15 protein-coding genes are annotated in these 16,226 nt (G+C 73.0%); 8 read left to right on the top strand and 7 right to left on the bottom strand.

Annotated elements, in window-relative coordinates; genetic code table 11:
- The first annotated feature begins 70 nt into the window (after window positions 1–70).
- The 3 genes from HGB44_RS19780 to HGB44_RS19770 all read left to right on the top strand — a co-directional run bounded on the left by HGB44_RS19780 (window position 71) and on the right by HGB44_RS19770 (window position 2,053).
- Window positions 71–523, top strand: a complete 453-nt coding sequence (locus HGB44_RS19780) for a DUF4307 domain-containing protein (protein WP_061081703.1) — start codon at window positions 71–73, stop codon at window positions 521–523.
- A 137-nt stretch (window positions 524–660) separates the two neighbouring features.
- Entirely contained in the window at window positions 661–1,161 is a 501-nt protein-coding gene (greA, locus tag HGB44_RS19775; RefSeq protein WP_017568294.1) for a transcription elongation factor GreA, read from the top strand.
- A gap of 394 nt (window positions 1,162–1,555) precedes the next feature.
- The gene (locus HGB44_RS19770; RefSeq protein ID WP_231972515.1) at window positions 1,556–2,053 is read left to right on the top strand and encodes an RDD family protein; all 498 of its coding nucleotides are present in this window, start codon (window positions 1,556–1,558) and stop codon (window positions 2,051–2,053) included.
- A gap of 151 nt (window positions 2,054–2,204) precedes the next feature.
- On the opposite strand, the gene HGB44_RS19765 is transcribed toward HGB44_RS19770, so the two are convergent.
- Both HGB44_RS19765 and HGB44_RS19760 read right to left on the bottom strand, forming a co-directional pair.
- Window positions 2,205–3,506 (bottom strand): hypothetical protein, encoded by a 1,302-nt coding sequence (locus HGB44_RS19765; protein ID WP_061081705.1) that lies wholly within the window; start codon window positions 3,504–3,506, stop codon window positions 2,205–2,207.
- Between the two features lie 223 nt (window positions 3,507–3,729).
- Entirely contained in the window at window positions 3,730–4,881 is a 1,152-nt protein-coding gene (locus HGB44_RS19760) for an FIST signal transduction protein (RefSeq protein ID WP_061081734.1), read from the bottom strand.
- Window positions 4,882–5,123: 242 nt separating this feature from the next.
- Here HGB44_RS19760 and HGB44_RS19755 point away from each other — a divergent pair, with 242 nt between their 5' ends.
- Together HGB44_RS19755 and HGB44_RS19750 are read left to right on the top strand one after the other, a co-directional pair.
- Window positions 5,124–6,557, top strand: coding sequence for a sigma 54-interacting transcriptional regulator (locus HGB44_RS19755; protein WP_061081706.1), 1,434 nt, complete (start codon window positions 5,124–5,126; stop codon window positions 6,555–6,557).
- Between the two features lie 167 nt (window positions 6,558–6,724).
- Window positions 6,725–7,975, top strand: a complete 1,251-nt coding sequence (locus HGB44_RS19750; protein ID WP_061081707.1) for a VWA domain-containing protein — start codon at window positions 6,725–6,727, stop codon at window positions 7,973–7,975.
- A gap of 82 nt (window positions 7,976–8,057) precedes the next feature.
- Here the strand turns inward: HGB44_RS19750 and HGB44_RS19745 are convergent, their stop codons facing one another.
- Window positions 8,058–8,870, bottom strand: coding sequence for a GntR family transcriptional regulator (locus HGB44_RS19745; protein ID WP_061081708.1), 813 nt, complete (start codon window positions 8,868–8,870; stop codon window positions 8,058–8,060).
- 8 nt (window positions 8,871–8,878) lie between these two features.
- Window positions 8,879–9,604, bottom strand: a complete 726-nt coding sequence (locus HGB44_RS19740; protein ID WP_061081709.1) for a GntR family transcriptional regulator — start codon at window positions 9,602–9,604, stop codon at window positions 8,879–8,881.
- A 313-nt stretch (window positions 9,605–9,917) separates the two neighbouring features.
- Here HGB44_RS19740 and HGB44_RS19735 point away from each other — a divergent pair, with 313 nt between their 5' ends.
- The gene (locus HGB44_RS19735) at window positions 9,918–10,157 is read left to right on the top strand and encodes a hypothetical protein (protein ID WP_061081710.1); all 240 of its coding nucleotides are present in this window, start codon (window positions 9,918–9,920) and stop codon (window positions 10,155–10,157) included.
- Window positions 10,158–10,331: 174 nt separating this feature from the next.
- Here HGB44_RS19735 and HGB44_RS19730 read toward each other — a convergent pair whose 3' ends face one another.
- Window positions 10,332–11,477, bottom strand: a complete 1,146-nt coding sequence (locus HGB44_RS19730) for a cystathionine gamma-synthase (RefSeq protein WP_061081711.1) — start codon at window positions 11,475–11,477, stop codon at window positions 10,332–10,334.
- Between the two features lie 274 nt (window positions 11,478–11,751).
- On the opposite strand from HGB44_RS19730, the gene HGB44_RS19725 reads away from it, so the two are divergent.
- Window positions 11,752–12,354, top strand: a complete 603-nt coding sequence (locus HGB44_RS19725; RefSeq protein WP_168444072.1) for a hypothetical protein — start codon at window positions 11,752–11,754, stop codon at window positions 12,352–12,354.
- Window positions 12,355–12,463: 109 nt separating this feature from the next.
- Here the strand turns inward: HGB44_RS19725 and HGB44_RS19720 are convergent, their stop codons facing one another.
- Window positions 12,464–13,204, bottom strand: a complete 741-nt coding sequence (locus HGB44_RS19720; protein ID WP_061081713.1) for an acyltransferase — start codon at window positions 13,202–13,204, stop codon at window positions 12,464–12,466.
- Window positions 13,205–13,353: 149 nt separating this feature from the next.
- Window positions 13,354–14,730: a cystathionine beta-synthase gene (locus HGB44_RS19715; protein WP_061081714.1), complete on the bottom strand. Its 1,377-nt coding sequence runs from the start codon at window positions 14,728–14,730 to the stop codon at window positions 13,354–13,356.
- Window positions 14,731–15,135: 405 nt separating this feature from the next.
- On the opposite strand from HGB44_RS19715, the gene HGB44_RS19710 reads away from it, so the two are divergent.
- Complete coding sequence (locus HGB44_RS19710) at window positions 15,136–16,188, top strand: SGNH/GDSL hydrolase family protein (RefSeq protein ID WP_061081715.1); 1,053 nt, start codon at window positions 15,136–15,138, stop codon at window positions 16,186–16,188.
- Window positions 16,189–16,226: the final 38 nt, after the last annotated feature.

The raw sequence follows: 16,226 nt of genomic DNA, 5'->3' as shown, positions 1-16,226 counted from the left end.
GGGGCGCGTGGGGAGGCTGTCAGGTCGGGGATATCTTAGACAACACCGTCCCCTTGTTCGGAGATTCCCGATGCAGCCGACCCCGGAGGAAGACGCCGTGAAGAGCGCCGACACCACGGCCGACACAGCGGCCGGCTCCTCGGCCAGTACAGCTCCCGCGCTGCGCAAGCGCCACGGGAACGGACCCGTCTTCTTCGTCATCGCCACCCTCTTCGCGGTGGTGTGCGCGGTCGGCTGGGGCTATTCCGTGATGAGCTTCAGCGGTCTGGGCGGTGGCGTTTACCACCAGGTGGTCACGTTCTCGGCGTCCACCCCCGAGGAGGCCACCATCAGCTATGAGGTGAACAGCAGGAACGGCGCCGAGTGCCTGATCGTGGCGCTGGACGAACAGCTCGTCGAGGTGGGCCAGACGCGTTCCGAGGCCGAGGCCGGGAACCGGATGGTCACCACAACCGTTGAGACGGTTCGTCAGGCCGCCACGGTAGAAGTGGCCTCGTGCAGGGAACAAGGTTCGCAGGACTGATCCACCGAGCCCCTTAGCCCGGCTCCGGAGGCACCGCCGAACCGCGGGAACCCGTGTGTCACGACGCACGGTGATATTCTCGTAAGTTCAGCTCTGGCCGCCTGGTGGCCTTTGCTACTAGTACACAAGGAGTTCCCGTGACCCAGACCCGCGATGACAACGTCACCTGGCTCACCCAGGAGGCGTACGACCGGCTCAAGTCCGAGCTGGACCACCTGTCGGGGAGTGGGCGCATCGAGATCGCGGAGAAGATCGAGTCAGCCCGGGAAGAGGGCGACCTCAAGGAGAACGGCGGCTACCACGCCGCCAAGGAGGAACAGGGCAAGATGGAGGCCCGCATCCTCCAGCTCACCGAGATCCTGCGCACCGCGCGGGTCGGCGAGGCGCCCCACACCGAGGGCGTGGTCGGCCCCGGCATGACCGTCACCGTCAAGTTCGACGGTGACGACGACGAGGTCACCTTCCTGCTCGCCTCCCGCGAGGAGAGCGGCTCTCCCATCGACGTGTACTCTCCGAAGTCGCCGCTGGGCTCCGCCATCAACGGCAAGCGCGTGGGGGAGAACGTCAGCTACACGCTGCCCAACGGCAAGAGCCTGGGGGTCGAGATCATCGACGCCGTGCCCTACACCGGCATGTAGCAGCGGTCCGGCGATCACGGGGGCGGTGTCCGACCGCCCCCGCCGCTTTGGGGGCGCCCCTCGCCGGGGCGCCCCTTCCGTGTTCGGGGCGGACGTTGGCCGCCTCCGTGCCCGCGCCCGGACCAGAATCCCGACGAGGGATCCTGCGGAGGGTCCCCCGCGTCGTAATCTCGAAGCACACTCCCGCGGCGGCCTCCCCGGACCGCCGATCCGACGAACCGAGGGATCCCCTGCCGACATGTCCTCGCCCTACTGGAATCCCCAGGAACCCCGCCCCGGTGCGTACCCGCCCCCGAGCGGGGGATGGGGTCCCGGCGGCCCCGTGCCCGGCCAGGGCGCTCCCCCTCCCGGCGCCGGTTGGGGCGTGCCGGGGCAGGGAGGACTGGGGCACGGTGTGCCGGGGCAGGGCGCGTTCCCGGGACCGGTGCCGGGTCCGGCGCAGGAGAGGGCCACGTTCGGCCGCCGCCTTGCCGCCCGCGTCATCGACTACCTCCTCGTGGTGATCGCCGCGCTCGTGTTCTTCGTCCTCATGGCCATCGTGACGGTGGTCCTGACCGGCAACGGGCAGACCACCGACGCCGAGGGCACGCTGTGGGCCCTGCTGTTCGTGTTCGGGTGGGGTCTGCTGCTGTTCTTCTACGACTGGCTGTACCTGGTCACCTGGGGGCGCACGCTCGGCAAGATGGCGGTCGGGATCAAGGTGGTCAGCGCCGCCGACGGCGGCAGGCTCGGCCAGGGGCAGGCGATGGGCCGCTCCGCCTTCTTCGGCCTCCCGCAGTCCCTGCCGGTCGTGGGCCACATCTTCACGCTGGCCGAGTCCATGGCGGCGCTCGGCGACGAGAGGCGCGCCCTGCACGACCGGGTCGCCGGGACCGTGGTCGTCCGCACCTGAGCCGCCCGCCACCGGGTTGTCCGCAGACGGGAACTCCCCCCTTCCGGCACGGGTCCGCCGCGGCCTGGCGTGGTAAAGGGGGTCCCCACCCCGTCCGTCCCGTGCTGCCCGCACACCGCCGGCGCTCCGTCCCGCGCCTCACACCCCCGCCTCACGGTTCCGCGCAGGCCGGGGCGCCCGTCCCTCCGTCGGCGAACACGGCCGGGACGTAGTCGCCCTCCCCGATCCGGTACCAGACGGGACTCGTCCCGAACGTCCCCGCCGTCACGTCGCCTGCGGCCTGGCAGGCCACGTCGACGTCGGCGCTGTGCGCGGCCAGGCCCACCGGCTCGTACTCCAGCCCCGGTCCCCCTCGCACGACCACGGGGTGCCGCTGGTCGGCCGCGGTGATCCGCGCACGCCTCCGGTACTCGCCGGTCCACAGGTAGTCGACCCGCACCCATCCGTTGGTGGGCAGTTCCAGCCCCTGCCGGAACGCTCCGTCCGCCAGGTCGATGCCCGCCGGGTTGCGCACCCTGCGCCCGAACCCGTCGAGACCGCCGTTGTGCCCCAGTGTGTAGGCCGCCTGCGCCTGCGGGCGCCCGCGTGCCAGGTCGGGCCAGGACTCGCGTTCGGCGTTCCAGTGGTCGTCCCTGGTGTTCCAGGGCCCCACGTCCCACACCGGCAGGTAGGCGCAGCGCGACCGGTGGTTCTCGGTGTCGCCCCGCCCCTCGGGGCCCAGAGCGCCGGTGGTGCACACCCGGACGGTGTACTCGCCACCGCCCCGGGCCGCCAGGCCCCGGCGCGAGGGCAGGGCGGCGAAGTGGTCGTTCTCGCGGATCCTGTGACCGTTGGCGGTGGTGTCGCCGACCAGGCCGATACGGGTGGCGAAGAGGATGGCCGAGAACGGTTCGGCGTGGTCGACGTGGTCGTCGGGCTCTCCGGCACCGCCGTCCCGCGGCGGCTCTCCCTCCTCCAGAGGGCGGATCCGCAGGTCCGTGAGTCCGGTCTCCTCCCCGCTGACCCGCACCCGCAGCTGCACCCGCGCGACCTCGTGCGGCAGCGTCACCCGCCCGCCCCCGACGGGGTGCCACTCGGTCCACGCCCCGCCGGTCCGGCCGCCGCGCAGTTCGGTGTCCACCTCCCCGGGGCCACCGTCCGTCCGCACCCGCACGTCCACGGTGTCGACCGGGACGTCCAGCGGCTGCGGGGGGAAGACCGCCAGGCCGCTGCGCCGGGGCGCCGCCTCCCACCGGGCCACGATGCCGGGCCCGTGGTCCGCGTCGCCGTCCAGGCGCAGCGTTCCGGACTCCAGGACCAGGCCGATCCGGTCGGCGGAGCCCGGCTCCTGTCGCAGCCAACCGTCCTCCGCGAGCGCCGGGGCCGGGGTCAGGGGCGTGAGGAGGACGAGAGCGCCCAGGGACGCCAGGGTCTTCGCGGTGCTGGTGGCGCGCTCGCGCCTTGTGTGGGACATACCCGCCCTGCCAAACACGTGGAGTCACACATGGACACTCCCAGTAAGCGATCTGGCGCGAACGCACTCAAGCAGCTCGTGTCGGGTGTCGGTGTTATGGCGGCAAAAGTCCGACTCGGGAAGACGGTGGAGCCTGCTCCGGAGGCAGGCGCGGCCCGGCCCCGGCGGACACGGACCCGGCAGGCCCCGCACCCGCCCCGTGACGGGTGCGGGGAACGGCGTTCTAGGCGAAGGCCAGCAGGCAGGCGGTGAACCCGTGCACGTGGTTGACCCCGCCGACCGGTCCGATCTCCCCCGCGGCGAAGAACCCGGCGACGGCGTCGACGCCGAGGACGCGGTGGACGGCCAGGACGTCGTGGTCGGACTGCGGGAAGAGCGAGGACCCGCGGCCGTTGCAGGAGAAGAGCAGACCGGCGCCGACGGGGTGCTCGGCACCGAAGTCGCTGAGGCGGCGGGCCAGGTCCTCGTCGGCGGTACCGGCGTCGCGGACCTGGAAGCGGACGGTCTGGCCGACCTCGACCATGTCGTCGATGGTGAGGGCGCCGAGCTCGGGGTCGGCTCCGGCCAGGGTGCGGACGAGGAAGTCGCCCTGTTCGTGGCGGTCGACGTACTCGTCCATGGCGATGCCGATGTGCAGGCCGTGCTCGGCGAGCTCGCGGTCCTCCTCGGAGAGGGACTCGACCAGCTCCTCCAGCTTCTCGTAGGCGTTGGTGCCCGCGAGTTCGAGCAGGAGGTTGCCCTCGGCCTTGGTGACGGTCATGGGCGAGCCGATGGGGCGGCAGCCCTGGCTCACGACGGTGCCGAGGACGTTCTCTCCGCCGACGAGGACGCCGATGGCGCCGTGCTCGGCCACCTCGCCGTCGCAGAAGAGCCGCACGGACTCCTCGCCGCGCATGCCGTCGGCCATGCCGCCGACGAGGGGCAGGCCGCCGAGGGCCTCGGTGGATTCGCGGACGAAGGCCTGGGTGGGGAACTCGTAGGGGTTGGTGAGCAGGATGGCCACGCTGTCGCGGGGACCGGGCTCCTGCATGCCGATGACGGCCAGGTGGTCGTCCTCGACCACGGTGTCCAGCCGGAACGGGGTGATCTCCACGCCCGGCAGTCCGGCGCACCACACGCTGACCGAGCCCTGGCCCTCGACACTGCGGCCGCCGCCGATGACCCCGGTGGAACTGCATCCGAGGGTGGCCGCGTCGCCCGCCAGCTCCATGACGCGCTTGCCCGCGAGGGTGACCTCCTCGGGATCGGCGCCGCAGACGAAGAAGCACACCAGGTCGGTGGGCCCGTCCACCTGTTCCAGGGCGCTCAGTACGGCGCGCTCGGCCGCGTTCACGAGGTCCGCCCCCGTCGTCAGTGCATCGCCGAACCGTGCCACCAGCTGCCACCCCCGGTTTCGCCGGCCGTCGCGGCCGGACACAGGACTCCACCGTCACGTCCCATTCTTCCACCTCGGCGTCGAACAGGAGGTTTTCCGGTGAACGAACACGGACTCCGGCAGCGGCGCGGTGTGCGGGCAGCACGATGCGGCCGGAGCCCCTGGGCCCCCTTGTATCCAGGAAACAGCACGCCAATCCCGGAAACCAGGCGCTCCTTGACGGCTGTGGATAGGTTCGTGGGGTGAGCGCCCTTCCCGAACCCCCCTTCCCCGTTCCGCCCCCGCTCCCGCGCACCCGCGCGGACCTGCGCGAGTCCGGGCACGTCCACCGGCCGGTCGCCGCCGAGGTGCGCGAGAACCTGCTGCGGCGGATGGGCTCGGGACGGCCCCGGTTCCCCGGGGTGCACGGGTTCGACGCCACCGTGCTGCCGCAGGTGGAGCGGGCCCTGCTGGCCGGGCACGACATCGTCCTGCTGGGAGAGCGCGGACAGGGCAAGACCCGGCTGATCCGCACCCTGGCGACCCTGCTGGACGAGTGGTCGCCGGCGGTGGCCGGGTGCCCGGTCAACGACCACCCCTACGCGCCGGTCTGCCCGGCCTGCGTACGCCGTTCGGCGGAGGAGGGTGACGGCCTGCCGGTCGTGTGGCGGCACCGCGGGGAGCGCTACGGCGAGAAGCTGGGCACGCCCGACACCGGGGTGGGCGAGCTGGTCGGCGACGTGGACCCGGCGCGGCTGGCGCAGGGACGCTCCCTCGGTGACCCCGAGACCATCCACTACGGCCTGGTGCCGCGGGCCAACCGGGGCGTGTTCTGCGTCAACGAGCTGCCCGACCTGCCCGCACGCGCCCAGGTGGCGCTGTTCAACGTGCTGGAGGAGCGCGACCTCCAGGTGCGCGGCTACAGCCTGCGGCTGCCGCTGGACCTGCTGCTGGTGGCGAGCGCGAACCCGGAGGACTACACGAGCCGGGGGCGGATCGTCACCCCGCTCAAGGACCGCTTCGGCGCGCAGGTGCGCACCCACTACCCGTTGACCCTGGCGGACGAGCTGGCGCTCGTCCGCCAGGAGGCGGCTCTGCCCGAGGGCACGACGGTGCCCTCGCACCTGCTGGAGGCCGTGGCGCGCTTCACCCGGCTGGTCCGCGCCTCCAAGAAGGTGGACGCCCGCTCGGGGGTGTCGGTGCGCTTCTCGGTGTCGGCGGCCGAGACGGTGGCGGCGTCGGCGCTGCGCCGGGCGGCCCTGACCGGCGAGGAGGTCCCGGTTGCCCGGGTGTGCGACCTGCCCGCCGCGGTGGAGCCGCTGCTCGGCAAGGTCGAGTTCGAGATGGGCTCCGAGGGCCGCGAGGCGGAGGTCCTGCACGCGCTGCTGCGCCGGGCGGTGGCGGAGGTGTTCCGCGAACGCCTGGGAACGGCGGACCTGTCCGGACTCGCTGACCGCTTCTCGGGCGGCGGCACGGTGGAGACCGGGGACCTGGTGGGCGCCGCCGAGCTGCTGCGGCGGGTGGGCACGGTGCCTGGGCTCGCGGCGATGATCGGGCACGCGGCCCCCGATGACGAGGGCGACCCGCCGACCCCGGGATTGGCCGCCGCGGTGGTGGAGTTCGCGCTGGAGGGCCTGTACCTGGAGCGCCGCCTGTCCAAGGACGCGCTTCCCGACGGAGGGGTCTACCGCTTCTAGGCGGTGCTCTCCGGGGAAGCCCGCGTACCGGGTCCCCGCCGTGGACAGGGCGGGCTCGGTGGTCGGCGCGCCCGGACAGGACTGCCGGTTCCCGAATCGGGAAGGTAGCCGGTGCGTGTGTGCGAGGCGAGCGGTGTGTGTGCGAGGCGAGAAGGAGGCGGACGCCTGTGAGGTTCCGGTACCGGGCGTACATGGGCGGCCCCGACCCGCTGGCCGAGCCCGACCCGCCGCCCGAGGAGGCCGTGGCGGCGGCGCGTGAACTGCTGGTGCTGGTCACCTCGGCCCTGGAGACGGGTTCCGCCGCCTCCTCGAAGGAGCCGGAGGCGGGTTCCGCGACCGGCCCGGAGGGTTCGGCGTCCGACTCGGAGCCCCTGGGGGCGAGTCACGCGACCGGTCCTGGCGTTCTGGCCGAGGAGGACCGGCGGCGGCTGTCCGCCCTGGAGAAGGTCCTGTCCCGGTACGCCGACGGCGACCGCGCGGCCCTCGGCGAGGCCGACGTCACCGCCCTGGGCCGTCTGCTGACCCTGCTGGGCGGGGAGGCCGGGCAGGCCCTGGACCGCCTGGACCGGGCCGACCACGGTCTGAGCCCGCGCGAACTGCGCCGCCTGGGCGAGGTGGCGCTGCGCGAGGTGGAGGCCTCCCGGCGCGGGCACGGCGGGCGCGGCGGCGCGCACCGGGGCGGCACCGCGCCCGGCGGGGAGCCCACGGGCCTCCCCCTGCCCCGCGACGAGGACGGCGACCGGCCGTTGGACGCGGTCGCGACCGTACGCGAGGCGGCCCTGCGCCGGGCCCGCCCCGGAGAGCGCGGCGTGGCGCTGCGGGCCGAGGACGTGCGGGTGGTCGGTTCGGAGCCCTCGGAGGCCGCCGCCGTGTCCCTGCTGGTGGACCTGTCCCACTCGATGGTGACCCGGTCGCTGCACGAGGCCGCCATCCGGACCGCGCTGGCCCTGCACACACTGGTGTCCACGCGCCGCCCGCAGGACCGGCTGCACCTGGTCGGCTTCGGTGAGCGGGCGCGCGAGCTCACCCCCGCCGCGCTGGTCGCGCACGACTGGCGCCGCGTCCCCGGGACGAACCTGCACCACGCGCTGAGGCTGGCCCGCGCCCACCTGCGGCGCAACGGAGGCCTGCGCCCGCAGGTGCTGGTCGTCACCGACGGCGAGCCCACCGCGCACCTGGGCGAGGACGGCGACACCCGGTTCTCCTGGCCTCCGGCGCCCCGCACGGTGGAGCTGACCTTCGCCGAACTGGACGCCGTACTGCGCGAGGGCGCGGAGGTGACCTTCTTCCTGCTGGCGGACGACCCGCGGCTGCGCGCCTTCCAGGAGCTGGTGGAGCGGCGGCGCGGGGCGCGGGTGGTGCACGCCGGAGCCGAGGAGCTGGGGCCGCTGGTGGTGGACCGCTACCATCAGCGCTGATCCGGGTAGGGGCGGGCCGGAGGGTCGACGCGGTCGGCTTCGGGCTCCGCGCGGGCCGCCAGCGGACCAGCGGGTCAGCGGGTCAGCGCTCGAAGATGCTGACGTCCGAGGCCAGTACCAGCAGCTCCTCCGGGGCGCCGCCGCCGGAGTAGAGCAACTGGTGCCGGTTGGCGGGCATGACCGTCTCGGTGAACCGCAGCGGGCGCATGCCCTCGTAGACCACCCGCTCCTGAACCAGCAGCGGGATGCCCGGCCCCAGTCCGAAGGAGTCCGCCTCGTCCTGGGAGGGCATCCGGGCGCCGACGATGTCCCAGTTCCACTCCTCCCGGTACCCCAGCGACCGCAGGACGGCGGTGACGCCCTCCTCCAGTCGTTCGGGGGACATGAGCGGGGTGTTGCTGGCGATGCCGTACGGGAAGTAGGTGACCTGGGACTGCCACAGACCGCCGTCGACGAACCGGTCGGAGGCGCGGATGACGACCAGGTCCCCGTGCGGGCCGCTCTCGGCTCCGTCGCTGCGCAGCCGCTTGGCCACCTTGGGCCGCATGGTGTCCAGGCTGACCTTGATCTTCTCCTGGACCTGGTCGTATCCGGCCTCGCGCAGATGGGGCTGGTAGCCCGCCTCGAAGCGCTCGGAGTCGCCGCCGCCCGTGACGGGAGTGGCCAGGTGGACGATGGGCCGGTGGTCGGCGACGAAGGCGCCCCGACCGGGCTGGATGGCGACGCGCCCCTCGTCCTGGAGGATGCGCATGCCCAGACGGGCGGTGGCGCGGGAGACGTCGAGCTGCTCGGCGATCTCCTCCTCCCCCGGCAGCCGCTCACCCGGCTTGTAGTCGCCCCTGGCCAGCGCCTCGCGCAGGTGGTCGGCGACGACCGTCTTCCTCGACGTGCTCATGCGTGTGCTCAGTCCCGGCGGTAGGCGTTCATATTGCCGTGTTCGTACTGGTAACGGATACTGTGCCCCGCGTAGACGGTGTGCACGATCCGGATGGGGCGCTCCTCGGACAGGTCGGTCCGGTGGACGGTCAGCACCGGGACCCCGGGCGGGAGTTCGAGCTGGCCCGCCTCCTGCGGGCTGGGCATGCGGGTCTCCAGCTCGTCGACGAACCCGGCCTGGCGCTGCCCGTACTCGGCCAGCACCGCCAGGGCGCTCTCCACGTCCTCGGGCAGCATGAGCGGGGTGCCCTCGACGAGGTCCATGGGGTAGTAGGCGGTGCTGACGGAGGCCGAGACCTCCCCGGAGAACCGGTACATCCGGCGGACGACCGTCATGTCGCCCTCGGGGACGCGCAGGCGGCTGGCGATGTCGGGGGTGGCGCTGAGGAGCTGGAGCTCCTCCAGGACCTGCCCGGTCATACCGGACTCGTTGAGGCCCTCGGGGCCGCCGCGGTTGGCGTGGAAGGTCTCGGGGACGACGTCCTGGACGTAGTGCCCGCGTCCGGGGCGGCTGACGATCAGTCCCTGGTTGCGCAGCATGCCCAGGGCCAGCCGGATCGTGTTGCGGGACGCCTCGAAGCGCTCCTCCAGCTGCTTCTCCGACGGCAGCTGTCCGCCCCGGGGCAGGGAGCGCTCCTGGATCTCGCGCCGCAGGGTCCGGGCGATCTGTCGATATCTGCTTTCGGCCCGCATATATCAGTCCTAGCCGGGGTATGAGACCAACAACCTAGCTTGTACCAACAAGATGATCGGAACACCAGGAGATCAGGTCCATCCGGTCAACATGGACCCATCTTAAATGAAGGCCACCCTCAGTACACGACGTCACCGCCGGAAGGACACTCCCGAGGACGAGAATCGCCGGTCCCCCCACCCCTTCGACCCAGGCGCCTGACCCCCGCGGCACCGCAAAGGAAGACACGACGGTGAGACACCGCTCGGCGTCCCCCCTCCACGGAGGAGGGCACGCAGGACACAGATAGGGACTTCCCCCGAGGAGAACACCATGATCCACATCGTTATCGCCCTTGTCGGAGTCGTACTCCTGGGCCTGGCCGCGGGGTTCTTCCTCGCCGTCTCCATCGGCATCCGCCGACAGGACCGCCGGGGCACCTACCGCTCCCTGCGCAGGGACGACGAGGGCACCCCCCTCTCCCGTACCGGGAGCCTCGTGGTGGGGCTGCGCTTCCGCGACGGGGAGCACCCGGCCGCCCCCTCCTCGGGCCGCACGCCCACCTCGGTCTGAACGGGGAGCGGCGAGACGAACGCCGCGGCGACGGAGCCGCGGCGCGGAGCGGCCCGGCACCCCCGCCCCGCCCCGTCCCCCGAAACGCCTGACCCCTCCTCCCCGAGCACGGAGCCGAGGCGGCCGAGGCCGCCGACGCGGACCGGCGCGAGCCGATCCGCGCGACGCCCCCTCCTAGCCCTCCAGAGCCTGGAGCAGATCCGCCACGAGGTCGTCGGCGGACTCGATGCCCACGGAGATCCGCACCAGGTCGGCCGGGACCTCCAGGGGGGAACCCGCGGTGGACGCGTGCGTCATCCGCCCCGGGTGCTCGATCAGGGACTCCACCCCGCCCAGGGACTCACCGAGGGTGAAGACCTCGGTGCGCTCGCACAGAGCGAGCGCCGCCTTCTCCCCGTCGCGCAGAGCGAAGGAGACCATGCCGCCGAAGGCTCTCATCTGCCTTTCGGCGGTCTTGTGTCCCGGGTGAGCGTCCAACCCGGGGTAGAACACCCGGCGCACCGCGGGGTGGCCCTCCAGCGCGGCCACGACCTTCTCGGCGTTGGCGCTGTGGCGGTCCATGCGCACGCCCAGGGTCTTCACCCCGCGCAGGGTCAGCCAGGAGTCGAACGGCCCCGGAATGGCGCCCATGGTGTTCTGGTGGAAGGCCAGCCGCTCGCCCAGTTCGGCGTCGGAGACCACCAGCGCTCCCCCGACCACGTCGGAGTGCCCGCCCAGGTACTTGGTGGTGGAGTGCACGACCACGTCCGCGCCCAGCGTCAGCGGCTGCTGGAGGTAGGACGAGGCGAAGGTGTTGTCGACCACGTGCAGGGCGCCGGCGTCGTGCGCGATCTGCGCGACGGCCTCGATGTCGGTGATGTTGAGCAGGGGGTTGGTGGGGGTCTCGGTCCACACCACCCTGGTGTTGGGCCGCACGGCCGCGCGCACGGCCTCGGGGTCGGACTGGTCGACCGCGTCCCACTGCACGCCCCACCGCTCGACCACCTTGGAGACCAGGCGGAAGGTGCCCCCGTAGGCGTCGCCGGGGATGATCAGGTGGTCTCCGGGCGAGAGGACCGTGCGCAGCAGGGTGTCCTCGGCGGCCATGCCGGAGGCGAAGGCCAGGCCGCGCACCCCGGACTCCAGGGCGGCCAGGCACTCCTCCAGGGCGGCGCGCGTGGGGTTGCCCGTGCGCGAGTACTCGTAGCCCTGGCGCAGACCGCCCACGCCGTCCTGGGCGTAGGTGCTCGTCTGGTAGATCGGCACCACCACGGACCCGGTCCCGGCGTCCGGCTCCTGCCCCGCGTGGATGGCCAGCGTTTCAAACCCGTCGAACTTCATAGGGCCACCTTAGTGCCCGCTGACCTCACCGATCGCGTTTTCCACAGGCCGGCTCCGGTGGGCGCGAATGCGCCTGGGAGCCGTCCACAGGCGCGGACCGGGGCTGGCACCGGAGGTGCTCCTCACGGTTTCCTGGACAACGGGGGGTCCCCGGGGACCCCCGGCACCGGGCTGCCCGCGTACCGGCCGGCCCGGACCCTCCTCTCCCCATCCGGCGAACCCGGCCCGGCTGCGCAGGACGACGGTGTCGGCCCCCTCGGCCATCCTGTCCGACATGGACGCGAACCCCACCCGACCGCTGCGCGACCGCCAAGACCTGGAAGCGGTGCTGCGCACGGGATTCGACCTGATCAGACCCGTCGTCCCCGGACTGCGCCACCGGCTCGTCGGCACCGCGGCGGCGCGTCTCCAGGGGGTCGACCTGCCGGTGGGGGACGTCGACCTCCTCCTCTCCCGGCGCGAGGACGTCGACGCCGTCGCCGAAGCACTGGCGGGCCTGGAGTGCGTGGCCGCGCCGAGGTGGATCGAACCGTCCCGGCAGTACTTCGCCTGCTACGGCCTGGACGGCGTCGGGTTCAGCTTCAGCACGGTCGAGCAGTCCTGCGACGACTGCGGGTGGGAGTGCAGGGGGCCCGGCCCCTGGCGGCACCACGTCACCGTGGACGTCGGCGGTCACCGCGTCGACTGCGTGCGGCTGGAGTTGCGCCTGGTCACCGAGTTCCTCCGCGACCGCCCCGACCGGTACCGCCCGATACTGGCCCACCTCGGCGCGCACGGCGCCGACCTCGGGCTCCTGCGCCGGAGCATGGCCGTGTGCGGGGTCCCCGAGGAGTTCGCGGGCCGTACCCGCGGGCTCCGGGCACACGGCAGGCGCTGAGGACCGGCCTTGAGGGGGCGGGTTTCGGCGTCCTCGCTTCGGCCCGCACGCCGCCTCCCGCTGCCGCAGGACGTCCTGGCCCGCCTCCGCGAAGGTCGCCGGACCGGCCCTAGGCGGGCGGGAAGCGGGTGGAGGACCCGGGCCGGGGCGGCTCGGCGGGCACCTCCGGCGGCAGACCGGTGACGGGGGTGGGCACCCGGGTGGGGGTGCCGGTCTCGCGCAGCGGCGGGTCCCAGCCCAGTTCGGGGTCGTGGGTGCGCACGACCTTCCCGGGCACGCCCGCGATGACGGCGTGGTCGGGGTAGGTGCCCGGCCGGACCACGGTGCCCGCGGCCACGACCGAGTTGCGGCCCAGGTGCACGCCGGGCAGGATCACCGCGTTCGCGCCGATCCAGGTGCCGTCGCCGATGCTGACCGGGTCGTCCACCGGCCACTGGAGGCCGACGGGGATCTCGGTGTTGCCGTAGGCGTGGTTCTGGTCGGTGATGTAGACGTAGGGGCCGGTGTACACGTGGTCGCCGATGTCGACGGACCTGTGGGCGACGATGTGCGAGCCGCGCCCGATGGCGCAGCCCGAGCCGATCCGCACGACCGTCCCGGGGCCCAGGTCGTAGTCGGGCCCCATCCCGGCGGCGAGGGTCATGTCCCCGCCCAGGACGGTGTGCACGCCGATCTCGATCCAGGGCTCGCCGTAGAGGGTGGCCGTGGGGAAGGCGATCGCCGAGCCCGTGCCGAAGCGCGCGAACCTGCGGGCCGCCCTGGAGTCGGCGCGGATTTCGGCCTTGGTACGGGCGTACGACCAGACGGAGCGGAGAATCCAGGACAACAGCCGCGACACGCGTGCCCCCATTTATTACCTACCAGTAACTGTCGCGAACATTAGCAGTGTTCGAGTATGCGCTGACATGTCCGGTCGGTACACAGCGGGGCCCGAACCGCGCTCGGTCCGAGCGCGGTCCGGGCCCCGTGGCGGTCCCGCGGGGGCTCCCGCGGACGGGATCAGCCGGACAGGTGGGCCAGCAGGTCCTGGCGGGTGAGGATCCCCACCGGCTTGCCGTCGCGCAGCACCACCAGGGCGCCGGAGCCGCGCAGCAGGCGGACGCAGTCGCTCACCGGCGTGCCGGTGCCCACCGTGGCCAGCGGCCTGCCCATGTGGGTCTCCACCAGGTCGTCCAGCTCGGCGCGGCCGTCGAAGAGGGCGTCGAGAAGGTCGCGCTCGGCGATGGAGCCGACGACCTCGGCGGCCATGACCGGGGGCTCCTCCTTCATCACCGGCAGCTGGGAGACGCCGTACTCGCGCATGATGGCCACGGCCGTACCGACGGTCTCGTCCGGGTGGGCGTGCACGAAGTCGGGCATCTCGCCGCCCTTGGCGGCCAGCACCTGGCCCGCCGTGGCCTCCTCGGTCTCGGCGGACAGGAAGCCGTAGTCGGCCATCCACTCGTCGTTGAAGATCTTGCCGAGGTAGCCCCGGCCGCCGTCGGGCAGCAGCACGACGATGACGTCGTCGGGGCCGGCGTCCCGGGCCACACGCAGGGCCGCCTCGACGGCCAGGCCGCAGGAACCGCCGACCAGCAGGGCCTCCTCGCGGGCCAGGCGGCGGGTCATGAGGAAGGAGTCCTTGTCGCTGACCGCCACGATGTCGTCGCACACCGAGGTGTCGTAGGTGCCGGGCCAGATGTCCTCGCCCACGCCCTCGACCAGGTACGGGCGGCCCGAACCGCCGGAGTAGACCGAGCCCTCGGGGTCGGCGCCGACGACGCGCACCGCGCCGCCGGAGACCTCCTTGAGGTAGCGGCCGGTGCCGCTGATGGTGCCGCCGGTGCCGATGCCCGCCACGAAGTGGGTGATGCGGCCCTCGGTCTGCTCCCAGATCTCGGGACCGGTGCTGTGGTAGTGCGACTCCGGGTTGTTCGTGTTCTCGTACTGGTTGGGCTTCCAGGCGCCGGGGATCTCGGTGGCCAGCCGGTCGGAGACGGAGTAGTAGGACTCGGGGTGGTCGGGGGCGACGGTGGTCGGGCAGACCACGACCTCGGCCCCGTAGGCGCGCAGGACCGAGAGCTTGTCCGGGCCGACCTTGTCCGGGCAGACGAAGACGCAGCGGTAGCCCTTCTCCTGGGCCACGATGGCCAGGCCGATGCCGGTGTTGCCCGAGGTCGGCTCGACGATGGTGCCTCCCGGCCTGAGCTCGCCGCTCTTCTCGGCGGCCTCGACCATGCGCAGCGCGATACGGTCCTTGACCGAGCCGCCCGGGTTGAAGTACTCGACCTTGGCGAGGACCGTCGGGGCGTTCGGGCCGAGGACCTGGGTGACCTTGTTCAAACGGACGAGCGGAGTGTCCCCGACCAGATCGATCAGTGAGTCGTATACCCGCACTTGCGCTCCCTCTGCGTCTTGGCGACCGGGTCTCGGCCCGCCATGTCCTCGCCCCGGTGGCGAGTCCGGGGCCCTGGGCCGGTCCGGCCCGTCTCCGTTCAGACTCTAATGGTCTCCACCAGCGGGTTCTGCGGCCTCAGGAAACCGGTGGTCCTCCCCGGTGTCCGCCGGGCAGGAGGTGTCGGCGTGACCACGCGCACCTGCACCGCCACGGCCCGCCCCGCCGGGGCTCCGCCGTCCGCCCGGCGGAGCCGCCGTCCGTCCCTGTCCCGCCCATGCCGGTCCCCTCACCCCGGGGCGCGGATTGTGTACCGCTCAGGTACGTGATTCCGGAGTTCCCCACCGGTAACCTCGCTCGTATCCGTCCCGCCCAGGGCAGGCGGGTCCGAGCCTCGGGGGTGTCCGATGCTGCGAGCCGCACGCGCAAGACGGATCGCCGCTGCCACCGCGTTCGGCGGCGGCGGACTCACGCTCGTCGGCGGCGGCACCGTCGCGCTCCTCTACCTCCAGGCCAGGCTGGCCCGGCGCGCGGTCGGCTCCCCCCACTGGGACAGGCCCGTGGTCAACGGCGTCTACGGCGAGGGTTCCGGACCGCCGATCCGCATGCTGATGATGGGCGACTCCACCGCCGCCGGTTTCGCGGTCGAGCGGGCCGACCAGACCCCCGGCGTCCTCCTGGCCTCGGGGCTGGCGGCGGCCGCCGAGCGCCCCGTGCGCCTGCGCTGCACCGCCTCCCCCGGCACCACCTCGGCCAACCTGGCCGCCCAGATCGAGCGCTCCCGCGCCCTGGAGGAGGCCACCCGCTACGACCTCGCGGTCATCTTCGTCGGTGCCAACGACGTCATCCGCCGCGTGCGCCCCAACGACGCCGTCGGCCAGCTCCGCGAGACCGTCCGCCGACTGGTCGACCACGGCACGCAGGTGGTGGTGGGCACCTGCCCCGACCTGGGCACCGTCCGGCCCATCGGCTGGCCGCTGCGCTCGGTGGCCCGCCGCGCCTCCCGACAGCTCGCCGCCGCCCAGGTCATCGCGGTCACCGAGGCCGGGGGCCGCGCGGTCTCCATGAGCGACGTGCTGGCCGATGATTTTCGGACAGACCCTGGTTCCATGTTCGGACCTGACCGTTTTCATCCGTCAGCCCTCGGGTACTCGCAGGCCGCCTTCGCCGTCCTGCCCTCGGCCTGCGCCGCCCTGGGACTGCTGCCCGAGCTGGACGACGCCGAGCGCAGCAGCGGCGTCCTGCCGGTGGACCGCGCGGCCGTGGTCGCCGCCCAGACCCCCGGAACGGAGGTCTCCCGCGTGGACACCCAGGTCAGCGGGAACACGCCCGGTACGCGCGGGCGCTGGGCCGCGCTCGTCCGAGGCCCGTTCCACCTCCGGGGCGCCCGCGGGCGTCCGGACGGGGCGGCCGAGGTGGGCACGGCCGAGAACGCCGACCGTTCCGGGGAGGGCGTCTGAACGCCGACCCCCGGGTGGCGTGCGGGACCCCGGCCGGG

The sequence above is a fragment of the Nocardiopsis alborubida genome (genome assembly GCF_012396365.1).
Taxonomy (GTDB): domain Bacteria; phylum Actinomycetota; class Actinomycetes; order Streptosporangiales; family Streptosporangiaceae; genus Nocardiopsis; species Nocardiopsis alborubida.
The sequence above is the reverse complement of the archived record's forward strand: the minus strand, read 5'-3'. Positions and strand labels throughout refer to the sequence as shown.